Genomic DNA, 23,815 nt, shown 5'->3' with positions numbered 1-23,815 from the left:
AGGTTTTATACCATTAATTAACAACGACCTAAATATTTTAAATATAATTTGTTAAAAACAATTTTATAAATCATTTAAATTTTAATTTCTAAATCAATAGGAGTTTTCGTACTTTGTAACTATCCAAACCATTACCAACAATAATAATATATTATAATGAAATCATTTTGTTTATTCCTGTTTTCTTTTATATTTATAAATCTAAGTTTATCGCAAACAACAGTAATAACAGATACTAATTTTGAACAAGAATTAATTGCTCAAGGTATAGATACAAATGGATTAAATGGTAATATTTTAAATACAGATGCGCAAGCAGTAACAGCTTTAACATTATCAGGAACAAATATTTCAGATATTTCAGGTATTAACGCGTTCACAAATCTTACCGATTTAGATTTAGGTGATAATCCAATTATAAACATTGCTTCAACAGCACTTACAAGCTTGTTAAATTTGACCTCTGATAATAATGATGCCCTAATAACTATTGATTTGTCTCAAAATGTTTTGCTGGAAACACTCCTTTTAGAAAGCGATATTAATACTCCTGGCGAACCACCAATAACTATTGTGGATTTATCTCAAAATATAAATCTAGTGTCAGTAGTAATTAATTTTTTAAGGGAAGTTACCAATTTAATTTTACCAGTAACTAATACTCTAACCGATTTAATTGTTTCTGGTTTATCTGATCCAACCCTTGACTTCTCGTTATTAGATGGATTAGAAGATTTAGATATAAGAGGTAGCCAAGTCAGTACTGCTATAACGTTGCCTAACGAGGCTTCTGCTTTAAGAGAGGTGTATATAAGCTCTTTAAATATAAGCGTAGTAGATGTTTCTAATTATATAAATTTAGAACGTTTAGATTTGTTTAGCACCTATGTAGAAGACTTAATTTTACCAACAACAAATACTTTTAGGAGATTAACTATTTGGACGCATAATTTTATTAATCCAGTTTCTTTAGCTAATGTGCCAGAAGTCGCTTATGTAGATATTAGAAATAATCAAACGGTTCCATTAGTAATTGATTTAGTTAGTAATCCACTTATAGAAACTTTATGGTTAACAAACAACGATTTAAATACAATAGATTTAACCAATATAGTAGCTTTAGAGACCTTGTGGATTTATAATAATAACCTTACAGCTTTAGATGTTACACAAAACTTATTATTAGAAAGACTTTGGGCAAATGACAATTTATTACCATCAATAGACTTAACCCAAAACACATTTCTTAGGTATTTAAATTTAAGCGACAACCAAATACTTGAGTTGGATCTTACTCAAAACACAGTGGTATGGACTGTTGATATTAGCAATAACTTATTTACAACAACAGGTTTAGATCTTACTCAGAATGTAGAATTATTTTCATTTCGAGCGTCATTTAATCAAATTGAATCTCTAGATATCACTCAAAATATCGATTTAAGAACTTTGATAGTCAATAATAACTTATTTACTGGAACTTCAATTTTAGATCAATTTTATACAATACGACTTAATGATGGAGGTATTAGAGGTGGTGACTTAGTTGTTAGCTATAATATGCTATCAGGTCAAATACCAGATTTTGCGTCTTTAATTGCACCTTATTTTAATGTTAGTCCAATAAGGTTTAACCTTGCTTTTGATAATAATAACTTTGAGTTTGGCCACTTTGAAAATGAACATGCTGATTATGTTCTTTATGATAATACATTTGGTCCTCCACCAAGTTGGACTAGTATTCCTAATATTGATGACTATTTTTACGCTCCACAAGCTAAAGTAGATACCATAGATACAATAACTGTTAATGCTGGAGATTCTGTGACGCTTACAACGATATGTGCTGGTAGTCAAAACCATTATACGTGGTTTAAAGATGGAGTGGCAATTCCTGGTGCTCCTGACAGTCCAAATTATACAATCCCTTCTGTGGATAGTTGTGATGCAGCAGTATACCATTCTGAAATTACTTCAGATTTAGTCCCTTTTGAAAACTCGAATCCTCCTGGAACTGATGGAAAAAATCTTTTATTAATACGAAACGATATTACTTTAAATGTCATTTCACCTACTCAAGATTGTGTTACGCTAATCGCACCTGTTATTGGAAGTACAAATGTAGCTTTAAATACAACTTTAGAATGGTCTGAAAATTTAGGAGCTTGTGGCTATTTTTTAAGTATTGGTACCACAGCTGGAGCAACAGATATATTAAATAATTTTGATGTTGGAGATAGCACTAGCTATAATATTGGAAGTGATTTTCCTCCAAGCACTCAAATTTTTGTAACTATAACACCTTATGACAATAGTGGTGTGCCTTTAAATTGTCCTGAAGTTAGTTTTACAACTAATTCAACTATTAGTCCAACGATTTGTACTACTTTGACAATGCCTTTAGATGGTGATGTTAATGTGCCTTTAACATCAAATATACAATGGGACTCAAGCCCATTTGCTATTGGTTATACGATTAGTATGGGAACAACAAGTGGTGGCACAGATATAGCTAACGCAGTAGATGTTGGTAATACAACTTTTTATAATCCAGGGATAAATTTTCCAGAATCAACAATAATTTATGTAACTATTATTCCTTATAATAGCTTAGGTAACGCAACAGGTTGTATTGAGCAAACATTTACAACCTTTGGAAATAATCCAAGTTGCACAACTTTAACAACTCCTTTAAATACTGCTGGAGCTGTTTTAGTAACAACAGATTTAACTTGGAATCCAATTACAGATGCAACAGGTTACTTTTTAACAGTTGGTACAACTTCTGGAGGCACAAATGTTATTAATAACCTTGATGTTGGAAATAATACCACCTATAATTTACCAACAGACTTACCCTATGGCACGCAGATATTTGTAAACATTACACCTTATAATACCTCTGGAAATGCTGTGGGATGCTTAGAAGAGAGTTTTACAACAGAACAAATTCCGCCTTTATGCACCAGTTTAATTTCGCCATTAAACGGAGCAGTAGATGTTTCAATTGCTACAGATATATCTTGGATCGCTATTAGTAATGCATCAGGTTACTTTTTAACGGTTGGGACTACTTCTGGTGGAACTGAAATCTTAAATAACCAAGATGTTGGTAATGTGACCACTTATAATTTACCAACAGATTTACCAGATCAAACGCCAATATTTGTTTTAATTACTCCATATAATTCTGCTGGAAACGCAACAGGTTGCTCGGAAGAGAGTTTTGCAACAGAAGTTGTTATTCCGTTATGTACCAGTTTAATTTCACCATTAAATGGAGCAGTAGATGTGTCAATTGCAACAGACTTAAGTTGGACTGCTATTAGTAATGCAACAGGTTACTTTTTAACAGTTGGTACAACTTCTGGAGGAGCAGATATTATTAATAACCTTGATGTAGGTAATAGTACAACTTATAATTTACCAACGGATTTACCAAGCGAAGCATCAATTTTTGTATCAATAACACCTTATAATTCTGTTGGAAGTGCAATAGGTTGTTTGGAAGATAGTTTTATAACCGAATTACCATTACCATTTTGTTCTAATCTTATCTCGCCTTTTTATCAAGAATTAGACGTTGCAGTAAACACTAATCTAACTTGGTCTGCTAGTACTTTTGCAGAAGGCTATACTATTGCTATCGGAACAGCATCCGGAATCTCAGATATTATGGCAACAACAGATGTTGGTAGTGTTACTACTTTTACACCTCCAATGGATTTGCCTAGTAATACGCTTGTATTTGTAACAATTTCAGCCTATAACGCTTCAGGCGCAACGGTTTGTGGTGACGACCAATTTACAACAGAGGACTTGACACCGCTTTGTGTTAATTTAGTAGCTCCATATAATGGCGATACCAATGTTGCTTTAAATACTAATATTACGTGGCAATCAGATGCAAATGCAGATAGCTACATCATAACAATGGGTACCACACCAGGAGGAAACGACCTTGTTAATGCGGTAGACGTTGGTAATTTTACTACCTATAATTATCCATTAATACTACCTCAAAACACACAAATTTTTGTATCAATAACACCTTACAACGCCACAGGACAAGCAGTTGGTTGTTCTGAACAAAGTTTTACAACCCAATTATTAATTCCGGAATGTACAAGTGTTTTAGCACCTTTTAATGGCGAAAATAACGTGTCAGTTACCACAAATTTAAGTTGGACAGCTAGTCCGTATGCAGAGGGTTATATTGTTACAGCTGGAACATTTTCTGGTGGATCAGACCTTGTAAATGCAGTAGATGTTGGTAATACCACTAATTACGCTTTCGCGGAAAACTGGCCTGACCAAACAACCATTTATGTAACAATCAGCGCTTATAACAGTGTTGGAAATGCTGTAAATTGTTCTGAAGTTTATTTTACAACCGAAACAATAGTGCCAGAATGTACTTATTTAACAACGCCTATTAATAACGAAACCGAAGTTTCTGTGTCCACAATTTTATCTTGGAATGCTATTTCAAATGCTACAGGATACTTTATATCTGTTGGTACAACCGCAAACGGAACAGATATTATAAATACTTTAGACCTTGGTAACACGACAAGTTTTCAACCTACCGAAGTTTTTTCAGATAATACCACAATTTACGTAAGTATAACACCTTATAATGGTGCTGGAAATGCTGTTGGATGCACCTCTGAGCAATTCACAATAAAAAATAGATCCATCATAACACCTCAGTTTTTTACTCCTAATGGAGATATTTACAATCAATATTGGAAAGTGACAGACCAAAAAAACGAAATAAAAAGCGTTCATATTTTTGATCGTTTTGGAAAACTAATTACACGTTTAAATAGTAATTCTCAAGGTTGGGATGGTACTTTTAAAGGAGATAACCTTCCCACAAGCGACTATTGGTATGTTTTAGAATTATATGATGGTACTTTTAGAAGAGGACATTTTACATTAAAAAGATAATGTAATATTTGAATAACGATCAATAATCATCTCTTAATTTGTTAACTCTTTTAGATAGTAATACTTTATTTAAAAATCTGTTAAACCAACAAAACTCTACTATCTTTGCATAAAATTATATTTTATGTCACAACAGTTTTCTAGTTTAGGTATTAATGCAGTATTACAAAGTGCTTTAGCAGATTTGCAAATCACAGATCCAACAGATATTCAATCAAAAGTAATACCTGTAATACTTAACAATACAGAGGATGTTGTAGCTATAGCAAAAACTGGAACCGGAAAAACTGCAGCTTTTGGATTACCATTATTACAATTAATAGACAATGGTAAAAGTAATATTCAGGCAGTAATTTTAGCTCCAACAAGAGAGTTGGGTCAGCAAATATTTAAAAATTTAGAAGCATTTAATGCGCCTAAACTAGGAGTTACCATTGCTGGTGTTTTTGGTGGTATACCAATAAAACCGCAAATAGAAACACTTAAAAGTACGACACATATTGTTGTAGCTACTCCTGGACGTTTAGCCGACTTAATAGAGCGTAACGCTATAAATATTAAAGAAATCTCTTATTTTGTTTTAGATGAAGCAGATGAAATGGTGAGTGCACATAAAGAAGGTGTAGATGCCATAATTAAGGTTTTACCAAAAAGCAGAAGAACATTATTGTTTACAGCAACTATGCCAGGAACAATAAAGCAATTGGTTCAAAACAGTTTGTCTAAAAAAGTGTTGACTATTGAAGCTGATATGGAAACCGTTGGTCATCAAGGCATAGACCATCAATACGTTGTGGTTGAGCCTATCGAGAAATTAAATGTGTTAATGCACTTTTTAAACGCTAACGATGGTCAACGTGGTATTATTTTTTGTAAGACCAAAGCTGCAGTCAATAAGTTGGCTAAAAATTTAGCCATTAATAAATTTTCATCAGGAGCAATACATGGAAGTTTATCTCAAGGGATTCGAGATCGAATCATGGGTCAATTTAGAGAAGGTCATATTAATATACTTATTGCTACAGATTTGGCTGCTCGTGGTATTGATGTAAAAGACTTAGCGTTTGTAGTTAATTATCATTTACCAGACACCTATGATGCCTACGTGCATAGAAGTGGTCGTACAGCTAGAGCAGGAGCAAACGGTCTTGCATTAAGTGTTATTCAAGAAGATGAAATACAAGATATTCCGGAATTTGAAGCAGAATTAGGAATAACCTTTAAACAATACCAAAAAGCTGACGCTAAAAGTATTGAAGAAAATAATGGTTTACTTTGGGCTAAAAAAATCTTTAAAACTAAGGTAAACAGAGATATACCAGAAGATTTTAAAGCAAAAGTAAAAACTATTTTTCACCATCTAACAAAAGAAGAATTAGTAGATAAAATATTATCTAATTACATAGCAGAAAATAATACCATTGTTGATAAACAAGAGGTTGCAAAGAAAAAAAAGAGAAAATAAACCATGAGTAGCTATTTAAAAGTACAGCAAGATATTTTAGATAAATTAAATATCAAGGCACTTAATCCAATGCAGGAAGAAGCCTTGTTGTCTATTACAAATGCTGAAAACACAGTGTTATTATCGCCAACAGGAACTGGTAAAACACTAGCCTTTTTATTGCCTACCATTACTGCGTTAAATACAGATTGCAAAAATGTACAATTATTAATTTTAGTACCATCTAGAGAGCTAGCTATTCAGATAGAACAAGTGATTCGCACTATGGGAACCGGTTTTAAAGCCAATGCTGTTTATGGAGGTAGACATTTTAGTAAAGATAAAATCGACTTAGCGCATACACCTGCGATTTTAGTAGGTACTCCTGGTCGTGTGGCAGATCACTTAAGACGTGAAACCTTTGTAGTGGATGATATAAACACGTTTGTTTTAGACGAATTTGATAAGTCTTTAGAAGTAGGCTTTGAAAAGGAAATGAGTGAAATAATAGCTAGTTTGCCTCATATTAAAAGAAGGATTCTAACATCAGCAACTCAAGACATGGAAATTCCGCGTTTTGTAGGTCTTGAAAACGAATTGATTATTGATTATTCTGATACTAAAGTTTCAAATTTAGAAATCAAGCAAGTTTTGTCTCCAGATAAAAATAAGCTTCAAACGTTAGTCGATTTATTACATGATATAGGTAACAAACCCGGAATTATATTTTGTAATTATAAAGATACTATACAATTTGTAAGTGACTTTTTAACTAAAAATAATATTGGACATGGTTGTTTTCAAGGTGGCATGGAACAAATTGATAGAGAGCGAGCATTAATTAAATTTAGAAACGGTACACATCAAATTATAATAGCCACAGATCTTGCAGCACGTGGTTTAGATATTCCTGAATTAAATTACATTATTCACTACCAATTACCTTTAAAGGCAGAAGAGTTTACACATCGTAATGGTCGTACTGCACGTATGAATGCAGAAGGGACATCTTATGTCATTCAATGGGAAGGAGAGCGCCTTCCGGATTTTATTAAATTTGATGATACAGTAACGCCAAAAGGAACAGTTAATACTTTAGCTACAGATTGGGCAACTCTATTTATTTCTGGAGGACGTAAAGATAAAATCTCTAAAGGAGATGTAGCAGGTGTATTGTTTAAACAATGTAATCTAGATAAATCCGAAATTGGAATTATAGAACTTAAACAAGATTGTGTGTTTGTAGCTGTGCCAAAAACAAAGGCAACTATTATTGTCCATAAAATTAATAACACAAGATTAAAGAAGAAAAAGGTAAGAGTTTACGCTATTTAGTTATTGCACTTAGTTTAAACCTATAATTATATATGACTTACTTAAATTTATTACTACTTATTGTTTAATCAATTTAAAGGCTAATAATTAGCAATTTATTAATAAAACCGTTAAAAATTTTAATATTAATATAAAACGTTTATATTTGGTAAACCAGTTTGGTAAACCAATTTTTATATTTTTATATTTTTATAATGAAATTCGCTTTTTCTTCAACCGCATTTGTATTAAAAACAACTTTGTTTTTAAGTTTATGGATGTCTTGTTCATCGGTTGATAATCCAGAGGATAACAATGCGACCACGACTATTGGTCAAATTCTGGAGACTGAAAATAGCACACCCATAATAGACTTTACAAATTGGAAATTAACTTTACCAGTCGATTTAAATAATAATGGTTCTCCAGACGAGTTTCAACCAAATCAATTAGTAGATTTTGGTTATCAAAATATAACAGCTATTCAACCATATTTATATGACAATACTTCAGACAATAGTTTAGTGTTTTATTCTATTCCTGATGTTTCAACCTCAAATAGTTCGTATTCCAGAACAGAACTAAGAGAATTAATCAATCCAAATAATGCCAAGCAAAATTGGTCTTTAAACGATGGAGGCGAAATGATTGGAAGATTGCAAGTGGTATCTATTTCAGAAGATGCAGATACTAGTGCAAATTTTCATAAGGTAATCGTAATGCAAATTCATGGTATAATTTCCGAGGAGGATATGGCTATTCATGGATTTTCTTCTAATAATGGACCTCCTTTAATTAAAATATATTGGAAAGATGGTTATATATGGTCACATAAAAAATCATTAATAGACCAAACAACTTCTGGTGATGCACTTCTAGAAACTTCAAGTGCTACATGGTTTGATATTAAACACAATTTAGGTTATGTTGGTTTTGAAGCTTTTGATTTTAGGATTTTAGCCTCAACTAGTAGAGTAGAAGTACAGTTAAATAATCAAGAACCACTTGTTTATACTGATGTAAGTTTAAATAAATGGCCTTTTCATAACTACTTTAAAGCTGGAAATTATTTAGGTACTACAAGCCCAAACGGTTTTGCGTACATCAAATATTTTAGTTTAAACGTGATACATTAAAAATTATAACAGCAACAAATTAATCAATTTATAGATGAAAAAAATAATAACATTTTTACTACTTACCATAGTATTAGTCTCCTGCGGAAACACAGAAATTTCTAATAATATCAAGGTTAATTCTATTGAAGAATTGCAAAATGCAATTAAGGATAGTAAAGCTGGAGATAACATTGTATTAGCAGATGGTGTATATAAAGATGTTGAAATTGAATTTTATGGTAAAGGAACTTCAAATAAGCCAATCACGCTAAAAGCGGAAACTCCAGGAAAAGTAAGTATAGAAGGGATTTCAAACTTAAAAATTGGTGGAGACTATTTAGTAGTAGAAGGGTTACATTTTAAAAACGGTCATACGCCTTCAGAAAATGTTATACAATTTAAAATTAATGATACTTTAATTGCTAACCACAGTACAGTAACTAATTGTGTAATTGATGCTTTTACGCAACCAGATAGAGATGTTAGTGATCATTGGGTAGAATTTTGGGGAAGACATAATCAGTTAAGTAATAATTATATTACCGGAAAATCAAATTTTGGTCCAACCGTAATGGTAAGATTAGATGGTAACCAACATGTAAAAAACTACCATCAAATAATAAACAATCATTTTGGACCTAGACCAAGAAAAGGTGGTCCACATGGCGAAACTATGCAAATAGGAGATAGTGGTACATCTATGACACCATCACATACCAATGTAGAAAATAATTTATTTGAACGTTGTAATGGTGAAGTTGAAATTATCTCTAGTAAATCAAATAATAATACATTTAAAAATAATGTGTTTTTTGAAAGCGAAGGCTCTTTAGTTTTACGTCACGGAAACTATGCTACAATAGATGGAAACGTTTTTATAGGTAATGATAATTCGCAATTTATTGGTGGAATTAGAGTGATTAATACAGGACATTGGATTACAAATAATTATTTTTATAACCTTAAAGGTGAAACATTTAGAGCGCCTTTGGCTATAATGAATGGAATTCCTAAATCACCATTAAATCGTTATAATCAAGTTACAGATGTTGTTATTGCACATAATTCTTTTATAGATACAAAAACACCTTTTCACTTTAGTGTTGGGTCAAATGTTAGTCAAAGTGACGTGTTACCAAAATCCGAAATTCGTTCTGCTAGACCAACTAGAACGGTAATTGCTAATAATGTTTTATACAATCAAACACCTTTTGATTTTCCAATTAAAAATTATGATAAGGTAGATGGTGTTTTATTTAAAAGTAATTACACTAATAGTGACAATAAAAGTGAGGTAAAACCTGAAGGTTTAATAACTACTAATATGGACGTTACAATAGTGTCACCGCAATTAATGGTACCAAAATTAGCAAATGCTAATGTGTATTCAGGTTTTGATTTTGAAACTATTGATACTGACCTATTTGGAAATAAAAGAACTGCAGACAACACTACTATTGGAGCAATTATTAATACAGGAAACCACAAAGTATTATACGATAAATCTAATTACGGAACCGATTGGTATAATACAAATAAGGCAAAAACCGAAGCTAAAACGATTAAAGTTAGCACATCAGTCCAATTGGTAGAAGCCTTAGCAAAAGCTAATTCTGGTGACACAATAAGCTTACAACCTGGAGCATATCAAGTTAATCAGGAATTACCAATTTCTAAATTAATTACATTAAAATCTACAGATAAAAATAATAAAGCAGAAATAAGTTTTACATCAAATATTACAGCTTTTTCAATGCAGCCAAAAGGTGTGTTGCATATCGAAGACCTTATTTTAAAAGGAAACCAAACCCAAGCAGCCTTTAAAACTTTAGACAAAAACATGATTAGCGCTTATGGATTGTGGCTTAATAATACAGAAGTTAGTGAGTTTAATAGCGTATTAGAAGTGTCAAAAGGGTCTTTTGCAGATACCGTTTCGGTAGCTAATTCAATTATTAAAAATTGTAAGAGTGGGATTCAATTAAATAAAGAGACTAATGACAAAGGTGATTATAACAGTGAATTTGTTTACGTAACGAATAATACTTTTAGTAATGTAGATGCTAATGTTTTAAATTATTATCGTGGTGGTTATGACGAGTCTACAATTGGTGGAAACTTAGTATTTAAGGATAATACGGTTACAAATTGTGGACAATCTGAGACAGAAAACATCTTGATTAAAAATAGAGGTATTGTTAATGTGGAATTTGCTAATAATACCTTTAAAAATAATCCAGTTAAGATTGTAGCTGTTCTTTGGGGAGAAAAAGATCAAAAGCCTGAAAACAATACGATTACCAATTCTGGTGAAATTAAAGTTGTGCAAAATTTGAAACTGAAATTAATGTATTAGTATGAAAGTCTTTTGCTTCAATTTAATAATATGCCTAGGTTTTGTAAGCCTTTTAGGTGCTCAAAATATTCCTTCTGACAAAGTATTACCTATTCCAGAGCTGAGTAATTATTTAACTAAGTCTGTAAAAAAACAGCTTATTGCCAATGGTGACCTATCAGAACAAAGATTGGCTGAGTATTTTAGAGAAAAATTTTCAGAGCGTTATTTTTATGATTGGAAGACAAATGAAGAACGATTTAAAGAGTATCAAAACATTTATCCCGAAGCGGAAGCTGGACATACAGAGCGTGCTTTAGATCATTTAGCAAAATTTGAAGCAAATGCACAATGGAAACTTCCTTTTAACTATCAAAATGGTCAGCCAGTAAATGCTTATGCTTTAAGGCATTTGGCTAGGCAGCATAAAATGATAGATATAGGATACTACTATTTTTATCAAAATAAAAACCAAAAATATTTAGATTATTTCACACAGCAATTAGCGTCATTAAATTTAGCATTAGCTAATAATCAATTTGAAACTATTCCTGATGGCAATGGTGTTTACGAAGCTTTTAGGTCAGGCTATCGTGTTATAAATTGGTTACAATTACATAGTTTATTTTTGGGTCAATCAGGTTATTCTGATCAAGAACAACTTGTAACAATAGCTACTTTTTTGCAACACGCTCAACATTTATTTGAAAATAATCAAGAATTTGTACCTGGTAATCATCAAACTAGAGGTCTAACAGCTTTAGCAATGATTGCCATTATTTTAAAAGATTTTGAAGGTGCAGATCAATGGTATAATCATGCTATGAGTCTTTTGGGAGCGCATTTAGATAAGGAAATTAATAATGACGGTTTTCAGTTTGAACGCACAGTGCATTACCACATTAGCGACATTGGGACTTATTATTACGTCTACCAATTAGCTAAAAAAAGTAAACTACCTATAGATGCTGTTTGGGAAAGTAAACTAAAGTCCTTATTTACAACGCTTTCAAAAATTGCTTTTCCAAATAAATCAGCACCTGTACTGTCAGATGATACAGATACACCTTGGGCAGAAACTAATGATATTTCTGGAGCCATGACTTTAGGGTATCTACTTTTTGAAAATCCCGAGATTGGTTATTTTGCAAAAGATCAATTAAGTACTAAATTTTATTGGACAGCTAGTCAAACTCAGTTAGATAAACTTAAAAACAAGCAATCATCACCTCCCAAAGCCTTATCCTTAGATTTTCCAGATACTGGTTACTATTTAATGAGGGAAGGTTGGGATAAACATGATAATATGATGGTTATTTCGGCAGGAGTAGACCCTATAAAACCAGACCATCAGCATGGAGATGTACTTGGTGTTCAAGCTATGGCTAATGGTAAGGTGGTTTTACCTAATTATCAAGTTAGGTATTCGCTTTCAGACCTAGAATTGTTTAAAAACTCAATGACTAAAAATGTTGCTTTAGTGGATGATCAGTTACTAGGAAAGCAATACACAAGTAATAAAGGAGGTAGTGGTTTTGGAAAATTTAAAAAAATAGCGCAACCTAAAACACTTACATGGTTTAATAATGCTGTAATGGATGTATTTGTGGGTACTCACGATGGGTTTAATAACATTGGTGTTGATTATGTAAGGCAAGTGATAGCTATAAAAAAAGAGTTTTGGATCGTAAAAGACAATTTTAAATCAGAAAGTAATCATACTTATAAACAAGTTTGGCAAGGACATTATACCAAAGAAAATGGACCAAATTTATTACGTGCTTCGTTTGATAACGGTTCGGGATTAGATATTTTACAATTAAATACTATAGATTCAGTAAAAACAGATGGAGCCAGAGGTAAACAATGGTCTGTCGTTTCTAAAAATAATCAAAACTCATTTAATTTTATAAGTGTCATTTTTCCTTTTAAAACCTATGATAAACGTATTGACGAAACAGAAATAACACCTAATATTAATAATTGGAAATTAAATCAGTCTGACTGGAAAGCTAGTAATAATGATGCAGTCTCGTTGACTAAAGCAGAGGCTTCTTTATTATTTTCTGTGCAAACAATAACTAACAAACAGGTATCTATTACGTTTTCTCAGACTTCGGATATTTATATTTTTAATAATGATGATACCATAACAATACAATTACTCTCTCAACCTTACAATGATTTATATATGCAAGTTATGGTTGATGATAAACCATTAAAGACTGTAAATAAAATAGTTAATAAAACTGGTAAAATTCCTGTAAATGGAAATCAAGTGTATCAATTAGAAATTGCCTTAAATTAAATAACAATGACTAAACAAATAGCCTTAATCTTAAAAAGTACAGCACTAATGCTGGTATGTATTATGTTATCGTGTAATAATAATGAGTCAACAATAATTCAAAAAAAGGTTGAAAAAGATAATTACAACGCTAACCAAAGCCATCCAAAATTAATTTTGACTGCTCAAGGCGTTAAAGAAATTAGAGCCCAATTAGGCAGCATCCCAATTTTTGATAAAACCTTACAATCAGTAAAAGAAGAAGTAGATGCCGAAATTGCTTTGGGTATTGACACACCAATTCCAGTAGATTATTCTGGTGGATATACTCATGTAAAACATAAAAGTAACATGATTATTATGCAAAAAGCTGGTGTTTTATATCAAATTTTAGATGACCAGAAATATGCTAAATATGTAAAAGATATGTTGATGCAGTATGAAGCATTGTATAAAACATTACCATTACATCCAAAAACAAGGTCTTATGCCAGAGGTAAATTGTTTTGGCAGTGTTTAAATGACTCTAATTGGTTAGTGTATGTAAGTCAAGCTTATGATTGTATTTATAATTATTTAACTAAAGAAGAACGTAATACGTTGGAAAACAATTTGTTCAGACCATTTGCAGATCATATCTCTATAGACAGTCCGCAATTTTATCAAAGAGTACACAATCACAGTACCTGGGGAAATGCAGCTGTAGGAATGATTGGTCTAGTAATGGATGATCAAGAATTGATAGATCGTGCATTATACGGTATTAAAGATTTAAAATTAGACTCTAACAAAAAAGACGACGATGGTGGTTTTTTAAACAAAGATGGAAAAGCTGGTTTTTTAGCAAATATTGAAGAGCCTTTTTCGCCAGATGGTTATTATAATGAAGGACCTTATTATCAGCGCTATGCTATGTATCCTTTTTTAATTTTTGCTGAAGGATTACATAATGTAAAACCAGAGTTAAAAATATTTGAATATAAAGATGGTGTTTTACTTAAGTCAATTAATGCATTATTAAATTTATCTGATGCAGATGGAGATTTTTTTCCTTTAAATGATGGTCAAAAAGGGATGTCATATTACACAAGTGCGTTAGTCACAGCAGTAGATATTTCGTACTATTTTGGAACACAAGACCCTGGGTTATTAAGTATCGCTAAAGCACAAGATCGTGTCTTATTAGACGACTCTGGATTAGCTGTAGCACTTGGTATTAAAAATAATAAAGCCGCACCTTTTTCTAAAAAATCTATTAACCTATCTGATGGTCCAAAAGGAACACAAGGTGGTGTTGCAGTTTTAAGAAACGAAACTATAGAATTAGTCTTTAAATATGCAGCGCAAGGATCAAGTCATGGGCATTATGATAAGTTATCCTATTCTTTATATGAAAATGGAGAAGAAGTTATACAAGATTATGGTTTAGCTAGATATGTAAACATTGAGCAAAAAGGAGGCGGAAACTACTTAAAAGAAAATAAAACTTGGGCAAAACAAACCATTGCACACAATACGATTACTCAAAATGAAACGTCTCACTTTGAAGCAAAATATGAAGTTGGAAGTCAGTATCATTCTGTTTTAAATTATTTTTCTTCAGACAATAAAAATGTACAAGTAGCAAGTGCAAAAGATAGTAATGCTTATCCAAATACAGAGCTTTTACGCACTATGGCAGTCATTAAAGACGATGATTTTGAAAAACCATACGTATTAGATATCATGAAGGTGACTTCAGACAAGCCTAATAAATATGATTTCCCATATTATTTTTTAGGACAATTAATTCAAACCAATTTTGATTATAAAACATCTAATTCACTAAATCCATTAGGTAATAAAAATGGATATCAACATTTATTTGTTGAAGCTACAGCAAAAGCGACTAATGATAATAGTCAACTTTCATGGTTAAATAAAGGTAAGTTTTACACATTAACAACTTCGACAGAAGCAAATGATGACTTGTTGTTTACTAGGATTGGAGCAAATGATCCAGAGTTTAATTTAAGACGTGAGGCAGCATTTATGGTCAGACGTAAAAATGCTAAAAACACCATTTTTGTATCCATTATAGAAGCACATGGAAGTTACAGTCCAGTAACTGAGTCTGCTATAAATTCCAAAAGTAATATAAAGCAATTAAAGGTAGTCTTAAACTCGGAAGCCTATACAGCTATTCAAATTACTAATGTCAAAGGTGTTACAAAATTATTTATAACAGCTAATACAAATGCTTCAGTAGACGCAAAACATAAAGTTACAATTAACGATAAGGATTATGAATGGTCAGGTTCTTATTATTTTAAATAAAATAATTAAATACAAATAAAAATGAAAAGATTTAGCGAAAAGTACATCGTCGCAAAAGACATGGAATGGGAAACACTAGGAGGTGGTGTCTCCAGAAAATTTTTAGGTTATGACAATCAAATTATGATGGTAAGTGTAAAGTTTGAAAAAGGAGCTTTAGGTGCGCCTCATCAACATTTTCATACACAAGCTACGTATTGTGTTTCTGGAAAATTTGAATTTGAAATTGATGGCGTTAAGCAAATTGTTGAAGCTGGTGATGGTGTTTATATTGAACCAAATCTATTACATAGTGCAGTTTGTTTAGAAGAAGGACAGCTAATAGATACTTTTAGCCCTGTAAGAGAAGATTTTTTAACAGGTGTTGGACCATCGTACTTTTCAGATAAATAAGCATTATTGTTTCTTATTTACCTAAATGTTAGAAGGTTTGTTAGTTAGAAAATATTGTAATAGCGCAACGCACACTTATTTGCTATTTTAACACTAACATACTCTATTTTAACATTTAAATTTTACGAAAACGTTGTAATTAACAAAATTTTATATATATTTGGTAAACCAGATTGGTAAACCAATTACAAATCGGGATTTTAACCCATAAAAAAAAGGATAGACATTAAGACCTATCCTTTTAAAAAATACTTCTTCGACGGGAAGTAATTATGTAAAAACATAACATTACAAAAGTAACAAACATATTGATACTTGCCTAATATTTATGTTTTTAGTGAAACAAATTAATTAACTAAAACTTAAAAATTAATTATGAATTTAAAAGCTAAATCGGCACTATTTGCAATGCTCTTTATGTGTATTGCAGCTTTTGCGCAAGAAAAGTTAACAGTAAAAGGGGTAGTGGTTGACGCAGAGTACAATATGCCTTTACCTAACGTTAATGTTATTATTGTAGGCACCAATACAGGAGCTAGTACAGATTTTGATGGTAATTATCAAATCGATGCTAAAGCTGGAGACGTTTTACAGTTTTCATATATTGGATATGCTGCTCAATCAGTAATTATTGATAAGCAAACACAAGTTAATATATCTTTAACTGTTGATGCCAATACTTTAGAAGAAGTTGTTGTAATTGGTTATGGTACTCAAAAGAAAAGCCATTTAACGGGTTCAATATCTAAGGTTGTAAATGATGATTTAGATCAAATCGCTGTACCTAGAGTTGATGATGCATTAATTGGTCAAGTGTCTGGTGTTAATATACAAGCAACATCTGCTGAGGCTGGAGCTGCACCAACAATTCGTATTAGAGGAACAGGATCTATTAATGCTAGTTCTGGTCCTGCTGTCGTAGTAGACGGAATTGTTGTTAGTTCTGATTTTCTTGGTAGTATTGATATGAACGATGTAGAGTCTTTTGAGGTTTTAAAAGATGCAGCATCTGCAGCAATATATGGTAGTGAAGGTTCAAACGGAGTTATAATTATTACCACAAAAAGTGGTAAGGATGGAAAAACTAAGTTTAGCTATGACACTTATACAGGATTTAAAGAAGCTCACGATAGTGATAACTATAAAAAAAGCGTAAGTGATTGGGCTGCTAAAGAATTAGCTGAAACTGGTGAACTTTCAGAAAGAACACAGTACATGCAATTATTAGTTAGTACTTTAGGTGTGGACAGAGATTGGCAAGATGTGTTTTTTGATGGAGGTAAAATTACTAGCCATTCGTTATCTGCTAGAGGTGGTAACAAAAACACAAAATTTAGTACAGCATTAAGATATTCTCATGATGAAGGTGTTGTATTAACAGATGACTATAAAGTATATAGCTTTAAACTAAAAGTAGATACAAAGTTAAACGAAAAATTAAAATTTGGTGCAAGTCTTACGCCTTCTTACTCAAAAAGAAGAGCACTACCAACATCAATTCACAATCCAATAAGACAGTCTCCTTGGTTACCAATTTATCATACTGAAGAGTCGCTTCAATTTGTAAATCAAGACGATCCTTCTGCAAATTACTATTTTCCAGATCTACAAGTAGGAGATTACTTTTTAGAAGATCATTTAATGGAGCTTGATTTAGATGGAGATGGTAGTTCTACTAGACCACGTACATCTGGAGATGCTAATGCTTACGCACAATATGCTGAAAGAGAGCATTATGAATTTAACAATAAGCTTTTAGGTTCTACATATTTAAGTTATGAAATTTTAGATGGACTGACAGCTAAAACATCACTTGGTGTAACGTTAGAAGGAAGAAAAAGAACACGTTGGAATGGTACAAAACACCACCAAAATGGAGCAAGTAGAGCATCTTACGAGTTGCAAAACAGAGAATCTAGACGTATAATATCAGATAACACTTTATCATATTCTAAAGATTTTGGAAACCATGAGTTTGATTTCCTTGCAGGTTTTACAGTTCAAAACAGAAGAATTGAAAACAGTGCAGTAGAAGGTTCTGGTTATACTAATGACTTAATTAAAAATCTTAATGCAGCAACTACTATTGCTAGCTACGGAGAATATAATATCGAAAAAAATAAAATCGGTTATTTTGGAAGGGTAAACTATGCATATAACGACAAGTATTTGTTATCAGCGTCATTTAGACGTGATGCAAGTTCTGTATTTGGAGCAAGTACAAAATGGGGTAACTTCCCAGCATTATCTTTAGGTTGGAATGTATCTAACGAAGATTTTTTAAGCGAAAGTGATATTGTAAACAACTTAAAATTAAGAGTAAGTTACGGTCTTACAGGTAACGAAAACTTTGATACGGGAAGTGATCTTACAGATTGGTATGCATACTTATCTTTATTAAACGACTCAAATGCTATTATAGATGGTAACGTTACTACAGGTTTTTCTCCAGCTAATATTGCAAATGCAGAGTTAAGATGGGAAGCGTCTAAAGAGTTTAATCCAGGTATTGATTTTGGATTATTTAACAACAAAATTAGCGGTTCTTTAGATTATTACAAAAGAACAAGTAATGACTTATTATTAAACAACCCAGTATCATACACTACAGGTTTTTCTGAAGGTATCGTAAACTTAGGAGAAGTTGTAAATAGTGGTTTTGAATTAGAGTTTAGAACAAAAAATATTTCGACAGAAAACTTTAGATGGAACACAACTTTAATCGCTTCAACAAACAAAAATGAATTAACTGATTATGGTGATTCAAATGGTGCAACTCCAGAAGATACATTTGGTAGAAACTCACAATGGATAAACTTAGTAGGTAACCCAATATCATCTTTTTATGGTTACGTAGTTGACACAGAATTAGCCAACCAATATTGGGAGTCTCCATACTTCCCAATTAATGGACAATCACAAGATGTAATTGTAAAAGATTTAAATGGTGATGGTTTAATTACAGAAGAAGATAAAGCAATCTTAGGTAATCCTTACCCAGAATTAGTTTGGAGTTTAACTAATGAGTTTAGTTATGATCAATTTGATTTTTCATTCATGGTTCAAGGTAGTCATGGTGCAGAGGTTAAAAACATTGGAGACCAATATTTTGCTACACATTGGCAAGGTGCAACGACTAGTCCGCAAGAAGTAGTCGATGCAGGAATTATTCCAGATGCTTCATTTTTACAAGAAAGAGTATTAACAGATGACGTGGTACAAAGTGCATCTTACTTTTCTTTAAGAAACATCAACTTAGGTTATACTTTACCAGATGACATAACAGAAAGAATTGGTTTATCTAAATTAAGAGTTTATGCTACTGCTCAAAACTTATTATACATTACATCTAGTGAGTATAATGGATTCAACCCAGAGTTTGTAGATGATGATACACCAACACAATATGGTGCACAAAGAGCAGGTACACCTATTTTTAAAACTATCTCTTTTGGTTTAAACGTAGACTTTTAATAAAAAAAAACATATAAATTATGAAACATATAAAATATATAGCGGTCTTAGTTTCAGGAATGATGTTATTTTCTTGTAACGATGATTTTCTAAACCCAACGCCAGACTCAGTAGTAGTAGTTGATCAGTTTTTTAATAACGATGACGATGTACTTGCTGGAATTATCGGAATTTACGATGCTATTCAAGGCGTAAATGAAGATACCGAAACTAACTCTTCAAATTTTAATAGAGGTGTACAGTTTGAATATCTTTTAACAGAAATGAGAACTGATAATACTAGATCTGCTACAACAGAAGGATCTAAAGCAGATTTTCATAGATATTTAGTAGATGCAAATAATGTGGAAGTAGAGGATTACTATGCTAGTTCTTACGAAATCATTTTTAGAGCTAATACTGTTTTAAATTACATTGAAAAAGCAGATGCAGCAAATAGAGCATCTTACACTGCTGAAGCTAAATTTTTAAGAGCATACGCTTACTTTAACCTAGTACGTTTATTTGGTGATGTACCATTAATTACATCTGTAGTTGGTCCAGAAGAAACAGATGTGCTTTTCACAAGAGTTAGTACTTCAACTATTTACACTGTTATAATTGAAGACTTACAAGAAGCAATATTAAATTTAAATAGTACTTATAAGTCAAGAGCATCTACTGCAGCTGCACAAGCATTATTAGCTAAAGTATATTTAACTAAACAATCACCAGATTATTTAGGCGCTCAACAATTATGCGAATCAATAATACAAAGCATGCAATTCTCATTAATGCCAAACTTTCATGATGTGTATTATTCAGAATTAAACGATGAAATATTATTTGCAATTGGTTATGTAGCAGGTAACACTGCAGAGAGTCAAGGGTTCTCATCAGAGTTTACAACATCTGTTGGTAGACAAGATGGCTTAAATGTAATTAACGATAATTTAATTGCGGACTTTGGACTTTACGGAGGAGATAGAACAGCAGAATCTTACATTACAGTTGGTTCTTTCTACGAGGTAGCTAAGTTTTTACCTAATGGTTTTGGATTAGCAGATAATTATGGTCCAAATCCACGTCAAGCAGGAAACGATTGGATTGTATCACGTTATGCAGATGTATTATTAATGCATGTAGAAGCTATTATGGCAGGTGGTGCGCAAACAACAGTACAAGCAGCAAGAGATTCTTTTAACGAAGTTAGATTAAGAGCTAATATGCCAACGATAGATGCTCCAGACGCGATAACTAAACAAGATTTAATTAATGAAAGACGTGTAGAATTGGCTTTTGAAAACCATAGATTCTTTGATTTAGTAAGATTTGGAATTGCAAACTCAGTATTAAGTGCACATGCTACAGAGATGGACTACACTTTTAATACAAGAGATTTATTACTACCTATTCCAGCTAGAGAAATTAATATAAGTAATGGACTTTTAAGTCAAAACCCAGGATATTAAAACATAAAAAAATATGAAAAACAAAGTTAATATTATTCGTACGACTACGTTTTTACTTGTAAGCATGATTATGTCATTCACTTTTACAAGTTGCGAAGATCAATTTGAGTTTGAGTTACCAGACGCTAATTCAAAAGTAGACACTGTTTTACCAACTGCAAATTTTACATATGCAGCAGATATAGATGATTTTAAAAAGATTTATTTCTCTGATTTATCATCAGAATCTACAATGTATTTGTGGGATTTTGGTGGAGGTGTAACAACAACGGATCAAGATCCTACTTATACATTTGAAGCAGGAGAAGGGACTTATCCAGTAACTTTAACAACAAGTGACGCTAATGGTGCATCAGATACAGTAACAATAGATGTTGTGGTGTTTGAACCAGAAGAGCCTTTAGCTATCATACCTGTTATTTTAGAACCAAGTTTTGAGGATAATACATTACCAGATGGTTCAGGAGATGGTCGTGATTCTTGGAAAAACTCTAACTTAGGTGGTGTAATTCAAATTAATACAAGTAGCTCTGTTCCAGATGGTGGACAAGCAGCTAAATTTCCGGGAGCAGGAGACAGAATTGGTTACCAAGAAATTGAAGTATCTCCAAACACAGATTACGTGATTTCTTACTCATATAGACTAGAAGCTGCTGGTGGATCATGTACAGTTGCAATACTTGCAGGTGGAGGATTTACTACTCAAGCTGAAACAGATGCAGCAATCTTACAATCTTTTACAGGATCTGCAGAAGCTTACACGCCAGTAAACATTATGTTTAATTCTGGTGCTAATAATACAGTAAGTATTTACATCACAAATCAAGGTGAAGAGGCTAGAGTAGATAATTTTACAGCCGATTTACAATAATTAATAACAATCAATAAAAATTAAAGACTGAAACTTATGCGTATAAAACTTAAATTAATAGTCTTGTTTGTTTTTGTTTCAGTCTTCAATGCTAACTGTCAATCTAATAAGGTTGTTACAGAGTCTAAAGTTGAATCAAAAAAGAAGAAGAAAAAAAAGAAAAAAAATAGATATAAACTACCAAACATAAATTTAACCCATTGGAAAGTAACAACTCCTGCTGGTGATGGTAAAAAGCCACAAGAAGTATCTCCACCAGAAATTATGGATTATGCTACAAATGAATCGTTAAAACCTTATATGTATAACGATTCTACAAAAGGAGCAATTGTTTTTTATGCATTTCCAAGTAGTGCAACCACTGCAAATACTAAATACTCTAGGTCAGAACTAAGAGAGCAAATGGTATCTGGAAAGAATAATGTTAATTGGACATTCAAGCAAGGTGGTTATATGAAAGGAAAATTAGCAATAGATGATATTTCTAAAGATAGTGATGGTAAATATCATCGCACTATCATTATGCAAATTCATGGTAGATTGACTAATGAACAAAGAGATTTAATAGGAGAGAAAGATAATAATGCACCACCAATTCTTAAAATTTATTGGGACAAAGGGAAAATTAGAGTAAAAACAAAAGTCCTTAAAAACTTAGATGCAACAGAAGAAGAAATGTTACATGAAGATGCTTGGGATGATGATGAAGGATTTAATTTCGAGCAAGAAGTAGGATTCAAAAAATTTACTTTAGAAGTGGAAGTTTCGGACGGAAAAATGGTGATTATTTTAAATGAAAACGAATACAAAGTTTACGAAGATATCCACATGAAAAAATGGGGTATTTTTGAAAACTATTTTAAAGCAGGAAACTATTTGCAAACCAGAGATGAAGGGGCTTTTGCAAAAGTTAGATATTATGATTTAGAAGTCAAACACTAAAAATATTTGATTAGTCTTGTTGTTAAGTTAGGCTTTATAGGTCATTAAATAGACCTTAAAGTTTAGCTTAATAATTAAATAAAAGTCTACTCAGAATTCTTAAATTTGACATGAAAAGTTAAATAAATAAAATGTTATTTATATGAAATTGGAAATCCTTACAAAAAACGAAAATTTTAATACTCAGAAGATAATAATTGCTAACATTAGAGATTTAATCAATAAAAAAAATCTTGAACCAGGAGATAAATTGCCAGCTGAACGTATGTTATCAGAAATGTTTGAGGTTTCTAGAAGTAGTGTAAGGGAAGCCATTCAAAAATTAGAGTTTTATGGTCTGTTAAAATCAATTCCGCAAAGCGGAACATTCGTAGCAAATATTGGAGTCATAGCACTTAATGGTATGATAGAAGATATTTTAAGATTAGAGGATCCTGATTTTAAAGCATTAGTAGAAACCCGAATTTTGTTAGAATTAAAAACGGTTAGATTAGCAGCTTTAAGACGTACAGATGAGGATTTAGAAAAAATGAAATCTGCCTTAGATGCTTATAAAAATAAAGTAATTAATAAAGAAGATGCAGTTCAGGAAGATTTGTTATTTCACTTAGCTATTGCAAGAGCTAGTAGAAATAGTACAATGAATACTTTTATGTTAATCATCACTCCAGAAATAATTACAAATTTTGAAAAGTATCACGTTTGTGATAAAAATCTATCTCAAACTGCTATTAAAGAACACGAATTAATTTTTGAAGCAATTAAAAATCAAGACCCAATTGAAGCTAAACAGGCAATGAAAAATCACTTTAACGAACTGTATAAATACTGTTATAACTTATAAAATAAACAGATGATAATTTAAGATCATTAAATCTCAAATTATTTTCAATCAAAAACAATATAAATTAAGTTAA

The 23,815-nt window shown here is 31.8% G+C and carries 13 protein-coding genes; all 13 read left to right on the top strand.

Features of this window, described 5'->3' with window-relative positions; genetic code table 11:
• Positions 1–156 precede the first annotated feature (156 nt).
• The gene (locus V6251_RS01015) at positions 157–4,953 is read left to right on the top strand and encodes a T9SS type B sorting domain-containing protein (protein WP_341586600.1); all 4,797 of its coding nucleotides are present in this window, start codon (positions 157–159) and stop codon (positions 4,951–4,953) included.
• Between the two features lie 124 nt (positions 4,954–5,077).
• Positions 5,078–6,418, top strand: a complete 1,341-nt coding sequence (locus tag V6251_RS01010; RefSeq protein WP_341586599.1) for a DEAD/DEAH box helicase — start codon at positions 5,078–5,080, stop codon at positions 6,416–6,418.
• A 3-nt stretch (positions 6,419–6,421) separates the two neighbouring features.
• Positions 6,422–7,732, top strand: a complete 1,311-nt coding sequence (locus tag V6251_RS01005) for a DEAD/DEAH box helicase (protein ID WP_341586598.1) — start codon at positions 6,422–6,424, stop codon at positions 7,730–7,732.
• A 194-nt stretch (positions 7,733–7,926) separates the two neighbouring features.
• A complete protein-coding gene (locus tag V6251_RS01000) occupies positions 7,927–8,847 on the top strand; it encodes a polysaccharide lyase family 7 protein (RefSeq protein ID WP_341586597.1) in 921 nt (306 codons plus the stop codon).
• 34 nt (positions 8,848–8,881) lie between these two features.
• Positions 8,882–11,185, top strand: coding sequence for a chondroitinase-B domain-containing protein (locus V6251_RS00995; RefSeq protein WP_341586596.1), 2,304 nt, complete (start codon positions 8,882–8,884; stop codon positions 11,183–11,185).
• Position 11,186: 1 nt separating this feature from the next.
• Entirely contained in the window at positions 11,187–13,472 is a 2,286-nt protein-coding gene (locus tag V6251_RS00990; RefSeq protein WP_341586595.1) for a heparinase II/III family protein, read from the top strand.
• Positions 13,473–13,478: 6 nt separating this feature from the next.
• Entirely contained in the window at positions 13,479–15,767 is a 2,289-nt protein-coding gene (locus V6251_RS00985) for an alginate lyase family protein (RefSeq protein ID WP_341586594.1), read from the top strand.
• 21 nt (positions 15,768–15,788) lie between these two features.
• Positions 15,789–16,160, top strand: a complete 372-nt coding sequence (locus V6251_RS00980) for a cupin domain-containing protein (RefSeq protein WP_341586593.1) — start codon at positions 15,789–15,791, stop codon at positions 16,158–16,160.
• Between the two features lie 375 nt (positions 16,161–16,535).
• Positions 16,536–19,634: a SusC/RagA family TonB-linked outer membrane protein gene (locus V6251_RS00975; RefSeq protein ID WP_341586592.1), complete on the top strand. Its 3,099-nt coding sequence runs from the start codon at positions 16,536–16,538 to the stop codon at positions 19,632–19,634.
• Positions 19,635–19,654: 20 nt separating this feature from the next.
• Positions 19,655–21,085 (top strand): RagB/SusD family nutrient uptake outer membrane protein, encoded by a 1,431-nt coding sequence (locus V6251_RS00970; protein WP_341586591.1) that lies wholly within the window; start codon positions 19,655–19,657, stop codon positions 21,083–21,085.
• A 13-nt stretch (positions 21,086–21,098) separates the two neighbouring features.
• Positions 21,099–21,956, top strand: coding sequence for a PKD domain-containing protein (locus V6251_RS00965; RefSeq protein WP_292945333.1), 858 nt, complete (start codon positions 21,099–21,101; stop codon positions 21,954–21,956).
• Positions 21,957–21,992: 36 nt separating this feature from the next.
• On the top strand, positions 21,993–22,898 hold the full coding sequence (locus V6251_RS00960) for a polysaccharide lyase family 7 protein (protein ID WP_341586590.1): 906 nt from the start codon (positions 21,993–21,995) through the stop codon (positions 22,896–22,898).
• Positions 22,899–23,040: 142 nt separating this feature from the next.
• Complete coding sequence (locus tag V6251_RS00955) at positions 23,041–23,742, top strand: FadR/GntR family transcriptional regulator (RefSeq protein ID WP_341586589.1); 702 nt, start codon at positions 23,041–23,043, stop codon at positions 23,740–23,742.
• Positions 23,743–23,815: the final 73 nt, after the last annotated feature.

It is taken from the genome of Olleya sp. Ti.3.14, from assembly GCF_038154885.1.
GTDB lineage: Bacteria > Bacteroidota > Bacteroidia > Flavobacteriales > Flavobacteriaceae > Olleya.
The sequence above is the reverse complement of the archived record's forward strand: the minus strand, read 5'-3'. Positions and strand labels throughout refer to the sequence as shown.